This is a genomic window from Sphingomonas parva (ex Maeng et al. 2020), assembly GCF_004564275.1.
Classification (GTDB): domain Bacteria; phylum Pseudomonadota; class Alphaproteobacteria; order Sphingomonadales; family Sphingomonadaceae; genus Allosphingosinicella; species Allosphingosinicella parva.
Genome location: NZ_SPDV01000039.1, coordinates 1 through 16867 on the forward strand (window position 1 = coordinate 1; position 16867 = coordinate 16867).

The following is a 16867-nucleotide window of genomic DNA, read 5'->3' on the forward strand; positions in this document are numbered from 1 at the left end:
CGCGGCTTCGTACCGGGCTCAGGCGCGAAAGGCTTAGTTCGAAGGCTTTCCTGCTCAGCGAGCTGATTGAGCAACTCTTTGGAGCTCCGGATAACAGTCCGGGAAGCAATGACCGCCTCCTTGTCAGCAGCGCACTGTCGATGTTGCAACCCGAGCCGCCGGCGCAAGACCGATAATTGATCACCCAAATGGTCCACCATAATCGATTCAAGACAATGGGGGACCCTTTTTATCATTCGCCCTACGCACTGTCATCGGGCTGGAGACGCCGGAGATGGTGTCGGTGCAAGAGCAGCGAGTCCTCAAAGTTCACCAGAACCTGCTCTGACAGGGTAGTGTCGGCGCCAACCGACGCGAGATGCGCGATCAGCTCATGCTGGCGAGCAATATGCTTTAAGCCAAGCGTGATATGCCGGCGCACCCGGGCGACCTCATCATCATACATGGCGTCCGCCATCCCGATTGCGAGGACTGTTGCGGACGCCGTCAAGCGGAAGCAAGCGTTCCGTTTCCAAGAGGAGTTTGCGCGAGCGGTGCAAGGCTTCCTCAGAAGCCGAAAGGCGCTGTTGCAGACTGCTGATGGGCGTGCTGGCCCGCGTGACGGACTGAGCATTGGAAGAGGCCATAAAGGTGCTCCCACGTTGCAAGCGGGAGCACGAAGAATGTCTCTCAGGCAGGCGCTCGCTCACGAGTGAATTGCGCCCGATCTCTGGACTCTATCAGATGGGGGCTTGCCGCGCCAATGCAAAGGCAGCTGTCCATCCCCTTCGGCCGCTTATCGCCGAACCTGGGGCGCCACAGAGCGGACTGTCGCCTATCGGTCCCTCGAGCTCCAGAACGGACGATCCCCTCACGGCCACTCTCAGCCGCCCACTGGCGAGCCGATCTCGCTTGACGAGGACTGCGTGTTCATGTTATGTTCCGCTCACGGTTAGCGGCTTTGTAGCCGCGCTTATGGTCGTCCGGCCGGCCGTGGGTATGCGTCCTGCTCTTTGACGTCGTGAACGGACACACGTCGCGCCAGGCTCGGGGGTGACGACGGGCCGTGCAGCTGCACGCGAGGGGCTAGTCTTCTGCCACGCGGTGCGCTGCAGCAGGTGTCAGTGAGCGTGCTGCACCGCAGCACGCTGACCGTAAACAACGGTCGATTTACGGCGTGCAGCGCAGCATTCTAGGGTAAGTCGTGCGGTACGCTCGAGGCGCTTTTGATGCGGAGCAACACGCTGTTCCAGTCGCCTGCGCGGGCACAGCCACTGCGCCGGTGCCGCGGCACGGCGGCTACGTGCGGGTCTGTCGCGAGCCTGTGGTGGCTCAATGCGCGATCCGACCGGCGACGCCGCTCATGCGCCGGGATTAGCAGACCTCTTCGGCGCAGGCGGGCACCGCACCGTTTTCCCGTAAGAACCCCTGTTCTTGACAGGAAATGCGTGGCCGCACCCCGCGTCAGCGCCCGCCCGTCGCCGCCTCCCCGACCGGATAGGCCGTCGTGTACTTGACCCGCTCCATCGCGAAGCGGCTGGTCACGTTCTTCAGCGGGAGCAGGGCGACCAGCCGGCGGTAGAAGCCGTCATATTCGGCCATGTTGGCCACGGCGATGCGCAGCAGATAGTCGACGTCGCCGGCCATGCGGTAGACCTCCATCACCTCCGGCATCGCCTCGACCTCGCGGGCGAAGCGCTCGAGCCATTCCGCGCTATGGTCGCCGGTCTCGATCTCGACGAACACCGACAGGCCGAGCCCGATCGCGTCCGGATCGACCAGCGCCACCCGCCGGCGGATCACCCCGGTCTCCTCCATCCGCTGGATCCGCCGCCAGCACGGCGTCTGCGAGAGGTTCACCCGGCTCGCCACCTCGGCGACGGGGAGCGACGAATCCTCCTGGAGGATGGCGAGGATCTTGCGGTCGGTGGCGTCCATGCGGGCTCCGGGCTGGTGGGGCAGCGAGCGAATCCTTCTCCTCGCTTGCGGCACGTTTGAGCATAATCTTCTACGCCGGCAAGAGAGTGCGCAAGATGCATGTTATCTCCTCCGGACGCGTTGATCCCCTCTGAAGAGCCGCATATCTGGGCGCTTCCAGAACGACCTAGTGCGCGTCGGCCGCGAGGGGCGAGCTCCTCGCGGTCGGCGTCGTTTTGGAAGATTTTTCTCTTTGGTACCCCGCACGGGGCCCAGGTGCATGATGGTGGAAGCAGAAGGGCCGTTCGACGCCCGCAGCGAAATTCCCGACGCGATCGATCCGGTGGCCGCGGACCTGCCCGCCGCCGGTCTCGCCGCCCTGATCCACGGCGCCACCATTGCCGAGCGGCTTCGCGCCGCGGCGCAGGCGATCGACGGCCGGCTGGTCTTCACCACCAGCTTCGGGCTCGAGGACCAATTGATTGCCCACCACATCCTCACCGAGAAGCTGCCGATCGAAATCGTCACCCTCGACACCGGCCGCCTGTTTCCCTCGACCTACACGCTCTGGCAGGAGACCGAGGAGCGCTACGGCGTCCGCATCCGCTCCTACCATCCCGATGCCGAAGCGGTCGCCGCGATGGTCGCCGACGCCGGGATCAACGGCTTCTATCACTCGAAGGACGCGCGGATCGCCTGCTGCACCGTCCGCAAGGTCGCGCCGCTCGGCCGCGCGCTGGCCGGCGCCGCCGCCTGGGTCACCGGCCTTCGCGCCGACCAGTCCGGCCAGCGCGCGGCGGTGGCGCTCGCCGCCTGGGATGCCGAGCGCGCGCTGGTCAAGCTCGCCCCGCTCCACGACTGGACGCGCGACCGCGTCGCCGCCGAGGTCGAGGCGCTCGGCGTTCCAGTCAACCCGCTCCACGCCAGGGGCTTCCTGTCGATCGGCTGCGAGCCCTGCACCCGCGCCCTCCGGCCGGGCGAGCCCGAGCGCGCCGGCCGCTGGTGGTGGGAGAGCGATGAGGCGAAGGAATGCGGCCTCCACGTCGGCGCCGACGGCCGCCTGGTGCGGAGCAAGGCGGCATGAGCGTCCAGACCCTCAGCCCGGCCGAGACTCCGGCGCGGATCGCACCGCTCCCGAACCTGCCGCTGTTCCACAAGCTGGCGGGCCGCAAGGCGGTGGTCGTCGGCGCGTCGGACGGCGCCGCCTGGAAGGCCGAATTGCTCGAGGCCGCCGGCGCCGAGGTCGTCCGCCTCGTCTCCGGCTGGCAGCCCGCCGACCTTGAAGGGGCCGCGCTCGCCGTCGCCGCTCTGGCCGATCGCGGCGAGGCGCTGCGCTTCGTCGCCGCCGCCCGCGCGGCCGGCGCCCCGGTCAACATCATCGACCAGACCGATCTGTGCGACGTCCAGTTCGGCACGATCGTCAACCGCGCGCCGGTGGTCCTCGCCATCTCGACCGACGGGGCCGCGCCGATGCTCGGCCAGTCGATCCGGGCGCGGATCGAGGGCGTGCTGCCGCTCGGCCTCTCGGCCTGGGCGAGCGCGGCGCAAGGCTGGCGCGCCCGGCTCAAGCAGCACCTTCCGGACTTCGGGGCGCGCCGCGGCTTCTGGAAGCGCTTCACCGAGGCCGCCTGGGCGAATGTCGATCGCGCGCCCGCCGAGGCGGACTTCGCCGCGCTGCTCGCCGCGACCCCGGCCGAGCGCCAGGGCAGCGTCACCCTGGTCGGCGCCGGTCCGGGCGATCCGGAGCTGCTCACCCTCAAGGCCGTCCGCGCGCTGCAGAACGCCACCGTCATCCTCTACGACGCCCTGGTCGGGCCCGACGTGCTCGAGCTCGCCCGCCGCGAAGCGAAGCGCGTGGCGGTCGGCAAGACCGGCCACGGCCCCTCCTGCAGCCAGGCCGAGATCAACGCGATGATCGTCGAGCTCGCTTTGGCGGGGGAGACGGTGGTGCGGCTGAAGGGCGGCGATCCCCTGATCTTCGGGCGCGCCACCGAAGAGATCGACGCTTGCAAGGCCGCGGGCGTCCCGGTCTCGATCGTGCCCGGCATCTCGGCCGCCCAGGGCATGGCCGCCTCGCTCGGCCTCTCGCTGACCGAACGCCGGCGCAGCCGCCGCATCCAGTTCGTCACCGGCCACGGCGCCGACGGCAGGCTCCCGTCCGACATCGACTGGGGCGCGATGGCCGACCGCAAGGCGACGACCATCCTCTACATGCCGAGGAAGACGCTCGGCGAGTTCGCCCGCAAGGCGCTGGCCAAGGGCCTCGACCCGGCGACGCCCGCCGTCGCAATGGCCAATGCGACGCGTCCCGACGAGGCGCGGGTCGCCGGCACGATCGCCGACATCGACGCGCGCGCCCAGGCCCTGCCCGCCGGCGCGCCGGTCGCCATCCTGATCGGCTGGGTCGCCCGCGACCTCGCCGGCGCCTCCGCCGACCTCATCCCATTCCCGAAGGCCCTCGCGTCATGAATGCCCATTCGTCCCTCGGCACCCGCGCCCTGACCCACCTCGAGCAGCTCGAGGCGGAGAGCATCGAGATCATGCGCGAGGTGGTCGCCGAGACCGAGCGGCCGGTGATGCTCTATTCGGTCGGCAAGGACAGCGCGGTGATGCTCCACCTCGCCCGCAAGGCCTTCTTCCCGGCGCCGCCGCCTTTCCCTTTGCTCCATGTCGATACGACCTGGAAGTTCCGGGACATGTACGCCTTGCGCGACCGGGTCGCGAAGGAAAGCGGCATGGAGCTGCTCGTCTACCGCAACCCCGAGGCCGAGCGGCAGGGGATCAACCCGTTCGACCACGGCGCCCTCCATACCGACATGTGGAAGACCGAGGGGCTGAAGCAGGCGCTCGATCTCTATGGTTTCGACGCGGCCTTCGGCGGCGCCCGCCGCGACGAGGAGAAGAGCCGGGCCAAGGAGCGGATCTTCTCCTTCCGATCGGCCGCGCACCGATGGGATCCGAAGAACCAGCGGCCGGAGCTCTGGAGCCTGTACAACGCCCGCAAGGGGCCGAAGGAGACGATCCGCGTCTTCCCTCTGTCGAACTGGACCGAACTCGACATCTGGCAATACATCTATGCCGAGGACATTCCGATCGTCCCGCTCTACCTCGCCGCGCCGCGCCCCACCGTGGAGCGCGACGGCCTCATCCTGATGGTCGACGACGATCGCTTCCCGCTGCGGGAGGGGGAGGTGCCGGTCCAGCGCTCGGTCCGCTTCCGCACGCTCGGCTGCTACCCGCTGACCGGCGCCGTCGAGAGCGAGGCCTCGACCCTCGCCGAGGTCATCCAGGAGATGCTCGTCGCCACCACCTCCGAGCGTCAGGGCCGCGCCATCGACAAGGACGGCGGCGGCGCGAGCATGGAGCGCAAGAAGCAGGAAGGGTATTTCTGACATGATTGCGAGCAAGCATCTCATCCCGGCGAAGGCCGGGATCTCGGCGACCAAGGGCGCAGGCCTGCAATCCTCCCCGGAACGGGGAGGGGGACCGCGCGTAGCGCGGTGGAGGGGGCCCAGTGCCACGCTCCGAACCCCCTCCACCAGCCTGCGGCTGGTCCCCCTCCCCGCAAGCGGGGAGGAATAAATGGCCACCGCCCTTCGAGACCTCACCGCCGCCGACGTCGCCCGCGCCGAGATCGAGGCCTATCTCGACGCCACCGCGCGCAAGTCGCTGCTGCGCTTCATCACCTGCGGCTCGGTCGACGACGGCAAGTCGACGCTGATCGGCCGATTGCTCTACGATTCGAAGATGCTGTTCGAGGACCAGCTCGCCGCCCTCGCCAGCGACAGCAAGCGCTCGGGCACGCAGGGCGAGGCGCTCGATCTCGCTTTGCTCGTCGACGGCCTCGCCGCCGAGCGCGAACAGGGCATCACCATCGACGTCGCCTACCGCTTCTTCACCACCGACAAGCGCAAGTTCATCGTCGCCGACACGCCCGGCCACGAGCAATATACCCGTAACATGGTGACCGGCGCCTCGACCGCCGATCTCGCCGTGATCCTGATCGATGCGCGCAAGGGCGTGCTGACCCAGACGCGGCGCCACTCCTTCCTCGTCCACCTGCTCGGCATCCGAAGGGTCGTGCTGGCGGTGAACAAGATGGACCTGGTCGGCTTCGACCAGGCCCGGTTCGACGCCATCGTCGCCGATTATGCCGCTTTCGCCCGCGAGGTCGGGATCGAGGGCTTCACCGCCATCCCGGTCTCGGGCCTCACCGGCGACAACGTCACCGGCCGATCGGCCGCCATGCCCTGGTACGACGGGCCGGCGCTGCTCGAGCACCTCGAGAGCGTGCCGGTCGCCGCCGCGTCGCATGGCGACGAGCCGTTCCGAATGGCGGTGCAATGGGTGAACCGGCCGAACCAGAACTTCCGCGGCTATGCCGGCCGCATCGCCTCCGGGCGGGTGCGGGTCGGCGACGCCGTCAGCGTGCTGCCCGCCAGCCGCAGCTCGACGATCGCGCGGATCGTCACCTTCGACGGCGATCTCGACGAGGCGATCGCCGGCCAGTCGGTCACTTTGGTGCTCGCCGACGAGGTCGATTGCTCGCGCGGCGACATCCTCGCCTCGGCCCCGGCCGAGCCGGTCTCGAAGCTCCAGGCGACGCTCGTCTGGATGTCGGACGAGGCGATGGTGCCGCATCGCTCCTACTGGCTGAAGATCGGCGCGCAGACGCTCTCCGCCTCGATCGGCGGCATGGGGCCGATCGTCGACGTCAACACGATGGAGCAGCGGCGCGGGCTCACCCTGGCGCTGAACGACATCGGCCAGGTCGACATCGATCTCGACCGGCGCATCCCCGGCGTCCGCTACGCCGACAACCGGCGGCTCGGCGGGTTCATCCTGATCGACAAGGTCACCCACGCGACGGTCGCGGCCGGGCTCGTCCAGGACTTTCCGAAGAGCGTCCTCAGGGCCGGCGGCGGCGACGAGGACAAGGGCTCGATCCTCTGGATCGCAGGCCCCGGACGGGCCGAGCACGCCCGCCGCGCCGCCGATCGCCTCGCCGCGCTCGGCCGGCCGGCTTTCGTCCTCGACGCGGCGGCGCTCGCCGATCTGGTCAGCGACCTCGGCGGGGACGCGCGCGCCGAGGCGGTCCGCCGCGGCCGCGAGGTGGCGAAATTGATGGCGAGGGCGGGGGTGCAGGTTCTCGTCACGCTCGAGGCTTCGGCCGAGGAGGCGCACCCGGGCCGCCGCATCGAGGCCGGCGCCGGCGAACAGGAAGGGGCGGACGAATGGGTGATCTGACCCGCCGCCGCGAGCAACAGGGATCGAATTCGCGATGACCGCAATGCAGACTTTCGCCGAGGGCGCGCTGACCCTCGAGCAATGGCAGCACGTCGAGGCGCTGGCCGGGACGCTCACCCCGGCGCAGGCGCGCTGGATCAGCGGCTATTTCGCCGGCCTCGACGCCGGCCTGCTCCGCGCCGGGGCGCCGGCGGGCACTGCAGCCGCGCCGGCCGTGCCGCAGGGCCGGACGCTGACCATCCTCTACGGCACCGAGACCGGCAACAGCCGCGATCTCGCCCGCGCGCTCGCCGCTGCGGCAAGCGAGCGCGGCCTCTCGCCCCAGCTCGCCGACATGGCCGATTACAAGACCAGGTTGCTCAAGGACGAGCAGGACCTGCTGGTCGTGGTCAGCACCTATGGCGAAGGCGATCCGCCGCAGCCGGCGGTCGGCTTCTTCGAGTTCCTCGAAGGCAAGCGTGCCCCGAAGCTCGACAAGGTCCGCTTCTCCGTCCTTTCGCTCGGCGATTCGACCTACGAGAAATATTGCGAGGCCGGGAAGCGCATCGATCGCCGCCTCGAGGAACTCGGCGCCAGTCGGATCGGCGATCGGGTCGATTGCGACATCGATTACGAGGAGCCCGCCGCCGCCTGGAGCGGCATCGTCATCGATCGTCTCGCCGCCGATCTCGCCGCCGCCGCGCCTTCGGCCAGCGGCTTCGCGATCCCGTCGGCCATCCCGACCGCTGCTGCGGCGCCGGTCCACGACAAGAAGAACCCGTTCCCGGCGACGGTGATCGAGAACATCTCGATCGTCGGCCGCCACTCGACCAAGGAGACCCGCCACGTCGAGCTCGATCTCGCCGGCTCGGGCCTCGTCTACGAGCCGGGCGACGCGCTCGGCATCGCCGCCTCGAACGATCCGGCGGTGGTCGCGCAATTGCTCGAGGCGACCGGCCTCTCCGCCGAGGCGCCGGTCCCGGTCAGGGGCGAGACGCTGACGCTGGCGGAGGCGCTCGGCAGCCGCTTCGAGGTCGCCATCGCCTCGCCGCGCTTCCTCGATCAATGGGCGACGCTCAGCGGCGCCCGGGAGCTCGCCGAGCTGCGCGCCGAGGATCGCACCGCCGACCGCCTGCTCTTCCTGCGCGGCCACCATGTCGTCGACATCGTCCGCAGATATCCGGTGCCCGGCCTCAACGCCGAGGCGCTGGTCGCCGGCCTGAGGCCGCTCCAGCCGCGCCTCTATTCGATCGCCTCGAGCCTCGCCGCGGCGCCGGACGAGGCCCACCTCACCGTCGCCCCGGTCCGCTACGCGCTGCACGGGGAGCCGCGCGCCGGCGTCGCCTCGACCCAGCTCGCCGACCGGATCGAGATCGGCGACACCCTGCCGGTCTACATCCAGCACAATCCGCACTTCGCGCTGCCGAAGAACGGCGCGCCGATCGTCATGATCGGCGCCGGCACCGGGGTAGCGCCCTATCGCGGCTTCCTCCAGGAGCGCGAGGCGACCGGCGCCGGCGGCAGGTCCTGGCTGTTCTTCGGCGAGCGCAACTTTCGCTCCGACTTCCTCTACCAGACCGAATGGCAGGGCTGGCTGAAGGAGGGCGTGCTCAGCCGCATGGACGTCGCCTTCTCGCGCGACCGGGGCCAGCCCAAGACCTATGTCCAGCACCGCATGCTGGAGCAGGCGAAGGACCTCTACGCCTGGCTCGAGGAGGGCGCCCATCTCTACGTCTGCGGCGACGAGAAGAGCATGGCGCGGGACGTCCACGAGACGCTGATCCGGATCGTGGCCGAGCAGGGCCGCGTCGATCGCGACACCGCCGAAGCCTATGTCCGCAACCTCGCGTCCGACCATCGCTACCAGCGCGACGTCTACTGATTTCAGGATCCTCGAAGATGACCACGATCACCGACACCGTCGATCGCAGCACCGACATCTCGCAGCCGCTCGACAGGCTCGGGCCCGACGAGACGCTGAAGTACAACAGCGACTATCTGCGCGGCACGATCGAGCACGGCCTGCTCGATCGGATCACCGGCAGCGTCAGCTACGAAGACAACAAGCTGATGAAGTTCCACGGCATCTATCAGCAGGACGATCGCGACATTCGCGACGAGCGGCGGCGGCAGAAGCTGGAGCCGGCCTATACCTTCATGGTCCGCGTGCGGCTGCCCGGCGGCATCTGCAGCCCCGAGCAATGGCTGAAGATCGACGCGCTCGCCCGCGCCCATGGCGGCAACACGATCCGGCTCACCACCCGCCAGACCTTCCAGTTCCACTGGGTCCTCAAGGAGGACATCAAGCCCACCATCCAGGGCCTGCACGAGGTGCTGCTCGATACGATCGCGGCGTGCGGCGACGACGCGCGCGGCGTGATGTGCACCTCCGATCCGTCCGACTCCGCCGTCCATGCCGAGGTCGCCGCGCTCGCCGCCGCGACCAGCCATCACGTCATCCCGCGGGCGCGGGGCTATCACGAGATCTGGTACGGAAAGGAGAGGGTGGCGACCTCCGAGGAGGAGGAGCCCTTCTACGGCCGCACCTATCTGCCGCGGAAGTTCAAGATCGGCTTCGTCATCCCGCCATCGAACGACATCGACGTCTACACCCAGGATCTCGGCTTCATCGCGATCGCCGGACCCGATGGCCTCGAAGGCTTCAACGTCTCGATCGGCGGCGGCATGGGCCGCACCGACAACGAGCCGCGGACCTATCCGCGCCTGGCCGACGTGATCGGCTTCATCCCCAAGGACCGGCTGATCGAGGCCACCGACGCGGTGATGGCGGTGCAGCGCGACTATGGCAACCGCGCCGAGCGCGCCCGCGCCCGCTTCAAATATACGGTCGACGACAAGGGCGTGGAGTGGGTGAAGGCGGAGATCGAGCGCCGGATGGGCGCGCCGTTCGCCCCGGCGCGGCCGTTCGCCTTCACCTCGAACGGAGACCGGTTCGGCTGGCGCCGGACCGAGACCGGCCGCTTCGACTACACGCTCTTCATCCAGAACGGACGAGTCTCGAACCTGCCCGGCCGGCCGATGATGGATGGTCTCAGGGCCCTGGCGGGAGTGCATCGCGGCGCCTTCCGGCTCACCCCGAACCAGAACCTGATCATCGCCGACATCGCCGCGGAAGACCGGCCGGCGATCGAGGCGATCCTCGCCGAGCACGGCCTGGCCGAGGCCGATCGCCAGAGCGCGCTGCGCCTGAACTCTATCGCCTGCGTCGCGCTGCCGACCTGCGCGCTCGCGATGGCGGAATCGGAGCGCTATCTGCCGGATCTGATGACCCGCATCGAGGAGATCCTCGCCGCCAACGGGCTTCTCGACGAGCCGATCACGATCCGCATGACCGGCTGCCCGAACGGCTGCGCGCGGCCCTATGTCGCGGAGATCGCCTTCACCGGCCGGGCTCCCGGCAAGTACAATCTCTATGTCGGCGGCGGCTTCCACGGCGAGCGGCTCAACCGCCTCTATCGCGAGAATATCGGTGAGGCGGCGATCCTCGAGACGCTCGGCGAGATGCTCGGCCGCTATGCCGCCGAGCGAGCGGCGGGGGAGCATTTCGGCGATTTCGTCATGCGGGCCGGCTATTTCGACGCGGCCTGAGCAGGCCCGCGGCGCTCAGCTCGGGCAGGCCCTGGCGAGCTCGCGGATCATGTAGAGCAGTTGCGACGCCAGCTCGGCCTGGTCCCGCGCGCCGCGATCGAGCTCGATCAGCGGCGTGATGTATCGGGCCACGTAGAGCGAGCCGCCGCTGTAGACGAGGTCCATTCCCGGTCGCGGCGGCGCGCCGGCAACGGTCTGTTCGAGCACGACCTTCACCCGCTCGTGACGCGGATCGCCGGCGATGGTGGCCATCACCGCATCGACATGGTCCTCGGGCCCGTCGACGACTTCGCCGAAATGGCCGCGCGCCGCGACCAGCGCCGAATAGACGCCGAGCGAGGCATTGCGCCGTCGCCCCGCCGCGACGATCGCGCGCAGCTGCTCCGCCTCCTCGGTCCGCTCGATGCGGCTGGCGCTGACGAAGAGGAGGGTCTTCAGGGTCGTGCCCTCCTCTGGGCGCCGCCAACCGGAAGCGGTGCGGGTCTTGCCCTCATGCCGTTTCCGTAACAAAGTTTCCGAAAGAATTCAATCTTCTGGAAAGTTCGCGGCGGGGCAGCTTATCCCCAGAAATCCGCGGTTCTCGGCCCCGATCCGGATTAGTACAGTATCCCATTTTGGCGCCGAATGAGGGTAATGACGGCACCAACGGGGCAGGAGTTCGGAGCCAGATGCAGCCAATTGTCCATATCGTCGACGACGATCCGTCGGTCAGGGCGTCGATCAGCTTCCTTCTGCGCAGCCACGATTGCGTCAGCGAGATCTATTCGAGCGCCGAGGAGTTCTTCCGCGACGCGCGCTTCGGGCTCGGCTGCATCCTGCTCGACGTCCGCATGCCGGGGATGGACGGCTTCGCCGCCCAGGCCGAGCTGATCCGCCGGGGCGTCGATCTGCCAGTGATCTTCATGAGCGGTCACGGCGACGTTCCCTCGGCCGTTCGGGCGGTGAAGCTCGGCGCCTTCGATTTCCTCGAGAAGCCGTTCCGCGAGGGCGTGCTGCTGCCGATCGTGCAGCAGGCGTGCGCACTCTCGATGCGCGATCAGCAGCGGCGTGCCCAGCGCAGCGAAGCGGTGGCGCGCCTCGCCCGCCTCTCCACCCGCGAGACCCAGATCCTGCGCGGTCTCCTCGCCGGCATGACCAACAAGGAGATCGCGCGCCGGTTCGAGATCAGCCCGCGCACGGTCGAGATGCACCGCGCCAACATGATGCGCGACATGAATTGCGACGCGTTGTCCGATGTCATTCGCCTGGCCATCGAGGCCGAGCTCGAGCCGCTCGACCGGGCCTCGCCGCCCCAGCACGCCGCCGGGGAGCAGCGCGACCTCGCCGCCTGAAGGCTCTGCGGACGGTGCGTGATCCCGCGCGCGCCGGCCGCGCCTCGCCGTCGCTCGAAAAAATCCTGCCGACCGCCCTTTCGGAGACACTCTCCCTTGCGGGAACGCGCCCGCACCTTATGCTCGGCGTCGGGCAAAGAGGTGCGTCTCCATGCGAACCGGAAGCGTGTACCTGGTGGAGGATGATGACGCAGTCCGCGCATCGCTGAGGACGTTGCTCCGGCTGGCGGACTGGACGGTCACGGATTTCGCCTCCGGCACGGCTTTTGTCGACGCGCTCGCCACGCTCGAACCCGGCTGCGTCATTCTCGACATGCGGATGCCGGACATGGACGGCCTCGCCGTCATCCAGAAGATGGCCGAGCAGGGCATCGACTGGCCGGTGGTGGTGATGACCGGCCACCCCGATCCCGGCATCGCCGCCGCCGTGCTCAAGCGCGGCGCGATCGAGTTTCTCGAGAAGCCCTGCCGTGAGGAAGACATGTTCGCGGCGCTCGAGCGCGGCCTCGACGCGCTGGACGGCCGGGCCCGGGGCTGAGGCGACCAATCTCCTGCGTCTGAACCGGTCCCTGTGGTCAGGGGGCGATTGCCGGGCATCCCGGTTCGCACGGCCGAGATGCATCGCACCAGTCTGATCCGTACGCTGCAGGCGCGCGCGCTCGCCGATGGGGTCCTGCTCGCCACCGAAGCCGGCATGCGGCGCAGGGAAGCGGAGCTGCAGCCTGATCGCGCCGCCGCTCAGCGCGGCGCGGCGTCGCCCGGAGCGAAGCTGAAGTCGGTCCAGCGGGCGATCCGCTCGGCCGCAGCGTCGGCCGCCACCGGCCGGCCGAAATAATAGCCCTGGCCCATGCTGCAGCCCTGGGCCGCCAGGCAGACGGCCTGCGTCTCGCTCTCGATGCCCTCGGCGATCGTCCGCAGGCCCAGGCTCTTCCCGAGGCTGATCAGCGCATTGACGATCGCCGCGTCCTCGGGATCTTCCTCGATGTCGCGAACGAAGCTGCGGTCGATCTTGATGATGTCGACCGGAAAGCGCTTGAGGTGCGACAGCGAGGCGTAGCCGGTGCCGAAATCGTCCAGGGCGATGCGCACGCCTTCCGACGAGAGCAAGTTGAGCGCGCGATCGACCAGCTCCGAGCCGCGGCCGAGGAACACCGTCTCCGTCACCTCGAGCTCGAGGCAGGAGGCGGGAACGTCTCCCGCCTTCAGCAGCCCGAGCACGCGCTCGGCGAAATTGTCGCGCCGGAATTCGGCGGCCGAGGCGTTCACCGCCACCCGGCCGAACGGCAGGCCGCCGTCCAGCCAGCGGCGCATGTCGGCGATCACCCGCTCGAACATACGATCGCTGATGCTGGTCGCCAGCTCATTGTCCTCGAACGCGGCGGCGACGCTGCCGGGCAGCTGAAGGCCGCGGTGGCGGTCGCGCCAGCGCAGCAGCGCTTCGAAGCCGACCAGCTTTCCCGAGTGGAGATCGACCTGCGGCTGGTAGTGCGGCTCGATCGCGTTCGAGGCGAGCGCGCCACGCGCGAGGCTCAGCATCGATGCGCGCTGCTGGATGACGGCGCGCATCTCCGGCCGGAACATGGTGACGCGACCACGTCCTTCCGCCTTCGAGACGTAGAGGGCGATGTCGGCGTGCTTGAACATCGCCTCGGCGCCGTCGAACTCGGCGCGCGAGGTGGTGGCGCCAATGCTGGCGCGGACCTCGATCGACTGGTCTTCGAGGCGGAACGGAATACCGAGCTGCGCGATGACGCGCTCGGCGATTGCCAGCACCTCTTCGTCGGACGCGGGCTGCGCCAGGAGGATGGCGAACTCGTCGCCGCCGAGCCGCGCCACCGTGTCGTGCTCGCCCACGGCCTTGCGGATCCTCTCCGCCGAGACCTGGAGGAGCCTGTCGCCGGCATCGTGTCCGAGAGTGTCGTTGATCAGCTTGAAGTCGTCGAGGTCGACGAGCAGCAGCCCCGCGCAGCAATCCGGGGCGCGGCCGGTGCTGACGGCCTGATGCAGCCGTTCCTGGAAGGTCAGTCGGTTGGCGAGCCCGGTGAGCGGATCGTGCCGCGCGGCCCAGGTGACCTGGTCCTGCGCCTCCTTGCTCTCGGTGATGTCGCGGATCGCGACGATACTCCGCGTCGTCGTGCCGCTTTCGTCCCGCACGCGATGGATGTCGAAGGTCAGCCAGCGCACCGCACCCGTGTCGGCGCGGCGGAAGCGGAAGAGCTTGGCGTTCGGCGGGAGCGCGGGATCCGGATCGTCGCCGTCGATCACGGCGGTCACCACCTTGCGGTCCTCCTCCACGACGCGCTCGAGGAACAGGGCGGTATCGGCGGGGACCTCGGCCGCGAAACCCAGCATGTCGCGCAATTCGTCCGACCAGCGGCGGGTTCCGGAGGCGTGATCATAATCCCAGATGGCGAGGCCGGTGGCGCGAACGGCGAGGCGATAGACCTCCTCGACGGAGAGCAGCGCCGCCTCGGCACGTTTTTGATCGTCGATGTCCTCGAGCGTACCGTACCAGCGCACGATCTCGCCTTGCTCGTTGCGGCGCGCGCCGGCTCGTGCCCGCACCCACAGCCCGCCTCCGTCGAAGCGCCTCATCCGGTATTCGCTGTCGAGGGTCTCGCCGGTCTCGAGCGAATGACGCCAGGCGGCCTCGGCCCGTTCCCGGTCGTCCGGATGGACGAACTCCAGCCAGCCGTGGCCGAGCGCGTCGTCGCGCGGCCGGTCGCTGGCCTGGAAGCCGCGCTGGCTGACCTCGATCAGGCGACCGGAAGGATCGGCGGTCCAGGGGATCTGCGGGCTGAGCTCGACGGTGTAGCGATAATGCTCCTCGCTCTCCCGAAGCTTTTCCTCGATCGCCTTGCGTTCGGTGATGTCCTGCAGGATGCCGCGGACAGCCGTCACCTGCTTGTGCTCGTCCAGCACCGGGCGGACCTCGGCCCAGCAGTGGCGGGTCTCGCCGTCGGGACGGATGATGCGGAACTCGGCAGCGTCGTCGCTGCCGCCGGCGATCGTGCTCAGCAGGCGCTGGTGGACGCCGGCGACATCGTCCGGATGGATGCAGGACAGGGAGCTCTCCAGCGTCGGCTTGTAGGTGGCGCGATCCCGTCCGGCGATCCGGAACATCTCGTCGGACCAGGCGAATGCCTGCGTTGCGACCGTCCACCGCCAGATGCCGAGCTTGGCGATCCGCTGCGCCTCCGCCAGATCATCGGCCAGGGTCTCGATGCTGGTCGCCAGCTCCGCGAGCCGTTCCGGGCCCACCGACGCGGTGCGCGGCGGCTCCGTGCGGCGGCGGGGTATCTGCGAGGAAATGTCGTTGTGAGCGTACATGACAGCCATTGAGCGGCCGGGCGGAATCCCGGCCCTTTCATTCTAGAGCGCCGAGCCTGGGGAGAGTGGCCGGAGAAGGACTTTCTGCCGCGATCCTCGCGGGCGAGGCGGCAGCGGCGGGGCTGCTCGGCGCCGGCTCAGTCGCTTGCCGTCGGAATTGCGATGCAGAAGCAGGCGCCGCCTTCCTCGTTGGCGGCGGCCCAGAGACGGCCGTGCTGCGCCTCGACGATCATCCTGGAGACGGAGAGGCCGATGCCCATGCCTTCCTCCTTGGTCCCGGAGAAGGGCGTGAACAACGTCTCGCGCTCCTCCTCGCTCAGACCCCGACCGGTATCGCGGACATCGATGCGAACCTCGTCTCCGCTGCGATAGGCGGAGATCCGCAGATGCTTGCGCTCGCATCCGTCCATCGCCTCGACGGCGTTGCGGATCAGGTTGATCAGCACCTGCTGCAGCTGCATGCGGTCGAACTGCACCATCAGCTGCGGCGGATGGGTGATGGTCTTGCGGATCTGGGTGCCCTCGGGGCCGATCAGCGCCACGGCCGCCGCTTCCTCGATCGCTTCGCCGACGTCGACGCGCTCGCGCGCCGCCTTCGATCGCACCGTCATGTTGCGCAGCCGCCGGATGATGTGGGCGGCACGGGTGGTGTTCTGGCGGGCGGCGGGGATCAGCTCGCGCAGCCGGTCGAGCGCAGGCGGGTCGGCGTCCAGCGCCATCTCGCATGCGGCCAGATAGTTGGTCACCGCGGCGAGCGGCTGGTTGAGCTCATGCGCCAGCGTTGAGGCCATCGCGCCCATCGCGCTGACCCGCGACATGTGGACGAGCTCGGCCTGGAGATTGGCGATCTTCGTCGCGGCCTCCATGCGCGCGCTGATGTCGCGGATGAAGCCGAGGAAGAGAATCTCCTGGAATCGCCCGGTCAGCATCACCGCGAGCTCGACGGGGATCTCGCTGCCGTCCCGGCGGAGCGCCACCGTCTCGATCTGGCGGCCGAGGATGCCCACCTCGCCGGCACGGAGAAACCGCTCGAGGCCGGACTTGTGGGCCTGGCGCAGCCGCTCCGGAATGATCAGCTCGCTGAGATCCTGGCCGATCGCCTCGCTGGCGGTCCACCCGAACAGGCGCTCGCATATCTGGTTCCAGCCGAAGACGGTGCCGTCGGCGCGCATGACCACAACCGCGTCGAGCGCGGTGTCGAGCACGGCAGCGAGAAGCTGCCCTCCGGTCTCCGGCGAGGTCGGCATGTGCGCGGCCTACACCGCAGCAGGCGGATTTGGACAGCCCGTATATCTACAAAGCGCGCTCAATAGCGTGCGCCGCAAGAGGCTGTGGCGAGTCCGGGCCCGCCGCTCCGTAGAATCCCGCTAGGTACACTTCCGCAATATCTCGTCATCAATTCCAAGAAGTAGTTACCGAGTCATTAACGGAGAGAGTCGGCGCTGCTCGCCGACGGCCGAGCGGGGATAGTAATG

At 68.7% G+C, this 16867-nt stretch carries 13 protein-coding genes; 8 read left to right on the top strand and 5 right to left on the bottom strand.

Annotation, left to right across the window (positions count from 1 at the left end; genetic code table 11):
* Window positions 1–241: 241 nt before the first annotated feature.
* Window positions 242–457: a hypothetical protein gene (locus tag E2493_RS16740; RefSeq protein ID WP_135089060.1), complete on the bottom strand. Its 216-nt coding sequence runs from the start codon at window positions 455–457 to the stop codon at window positions 242–244.
* 986 nt (window positions 458–1443) lie between these two features.
* Window positions 1444–1917, bottom strand: a complete 474-nt coding sequence (locus E2493_RS16745; RefSeq protein ID WP_135089063.1) for an Lrp/AsnC family transcriptional regulator — start codon at window positions 1915–1917, stop codon at window positions 1444–1446.
* Between the two features lie 259 nt (window positions 1918–2176).
* Here E2493_RS16745 and E2493_RS16750 point away from each other — a divergent pair, with 259 nt between their 5' ends.
* The 6 genes from E2493_RS16750 (at window position 2177) to cysI (ending at window position 10731) form a co-directional block, all read left to right on the top strand.
* Window positions 2177–2980, top strand: coding sequence for a phosphoadenylyl-sulfate reductase (locus tag E2493_RS16750; protein WP_225421547.1), 804 nt, complete (start codon window positions 2177–2179; stop codon window positions 2978–2980).
* Window positions 2977–4365, top strand: coding sequence for a siroheme synthase CysG (gene cysG / locus E2493_RS16755; RefSeq protein ID WP_167737589.1), 1389 nt, complete (start codon window positions 2977–2979; stop codon window positions 4363–4365). Before E2493_RS16750 ends, cysG begins: the two co-directional genes overlap by 4 nt.
* Window positions 4362–5288, top strand: a complete 927-nt coding sequence (gene cysD / locus E2493_RS16760) for a sulfate adenylyltransferase subunit CysD (RefSeq protein WP_135089069.1) — start codon at window positions 4362–4364, stop codon at window positions 5286–5288. Before cysG ends, cysD begins: the two co-directional genes overlap by 4 nt.
* A gap of 190 nt (window positions 5289–5478) precedes the next feature.
* Entirely contained in the window at window positions 5479–7143 is a 1665-nt protein-coding gene (gene cysN / locus E2493_RS16765) for a sulfate adenylyltransferase subunit CysN (RefSeq protein WP_135089072.1), read from the top strand.
* A gap of 43 nt (window positions 7144–7186) precedes the next feature.
* Window positions 7187–9004 carry an assimilatory sulfite reductase (NADPH) flavoprotein subunit gene (locus E2493_RS16770; RefSeq protein ID WP_225421548.1) on the top strand — a complete coding sequence of 606 codons (1818 nt, stop codon included), beginning with the start codon at window positions 7187–7189 and terminating at the stop codon, window positions 9002–9004.
* A gap of 17 nt (window positions 9005–9021) precedes the next feature.
* Complete coding sequence (cysI, locus tag E2493_RS16775) at window positions 9022–10731, top strand: assimilatory sulfite reductase (NADPH) hemoprotein subunit (RefSeq protein WP_135089077.1); 1710 nt, start codon at window positions 9022–9024, stop codon at window positions 10729–10731.
* A 15-nt stretch (window positions 10732–10746) separates the two neighbouring features.
* Here cysI and E2493_RS16780 read toward each other — a convergent pair whose 3' ends face one another.
* Entirely contained in the window at window positions 10747–11241 is a 495-nt protein-coding gene (locus E2493_RS16780; RefSeq protein WP_167737590.1) for a BLUF domain-containing protein, read from the bottom strand.
* 158 nt (window positions 11242–11399) lie between these two features.
* Between E2493_RS16780 and E2493_RS16785 the strand changes: the two genes are divergently transcribed.
* The gene (locus E2493_RS16785; RefSeq protein WP_135089083.1) at window positions 11400–12062 is read left to right on the top strand and encodes a response regulator transcription factor; all 663 of its coding nucleotides are present in this window, start codon (window positions 11400–11402) and stop codon (window positions 12060–12062) included.
* A 151-nt stretch (window positions 12063–12213) separates the two neighbouring features.
* Complete coding sequence (locus tag E2493_RS16790; RefSeq protein WP_135089086.1) at window positions 12214–12600, top strand: response regulator transcription factor; 387 nt, start codon at window positions 12214–12216, stop codon at window positions 12598–12600.
* Between the two features lie 200 nt (window positions 12601–12800).
* Here E2493_RS16790 and E2493_RS16795 read toward each other — a convergent pair whose 3' ends face one another.
* Both E2493_RS16795 and E2493_RS16800 read right to left on the bottom strand, forming a co-directional pair.
* Window positions 12801–15401 carry an EAL domain-containing protein gene (locus tag E2493_RS16795; RefSeq protein ID WP_135089089.1) on the bottom strand — a complete coding sequence of 867 codons (2601 nt, stop codon included), beginning with the start codon at window positions 15399–15401 and terminating at the stop codon, window positions 12801–12803.
* Window positions 15402–15529: 128 nt separating this feature from the next.
* Window positions 15530–16639, bottom strand: coding sequence for a sensor histidine kinase (locus E2493_RS16800; protein WP_135089092.1), 1110 nt, complete (start codon window positions 16637–16639; stop codon window positions 15530–15532).
* Window positions 16640–16867: the final 228 nt, after the last annotated feature.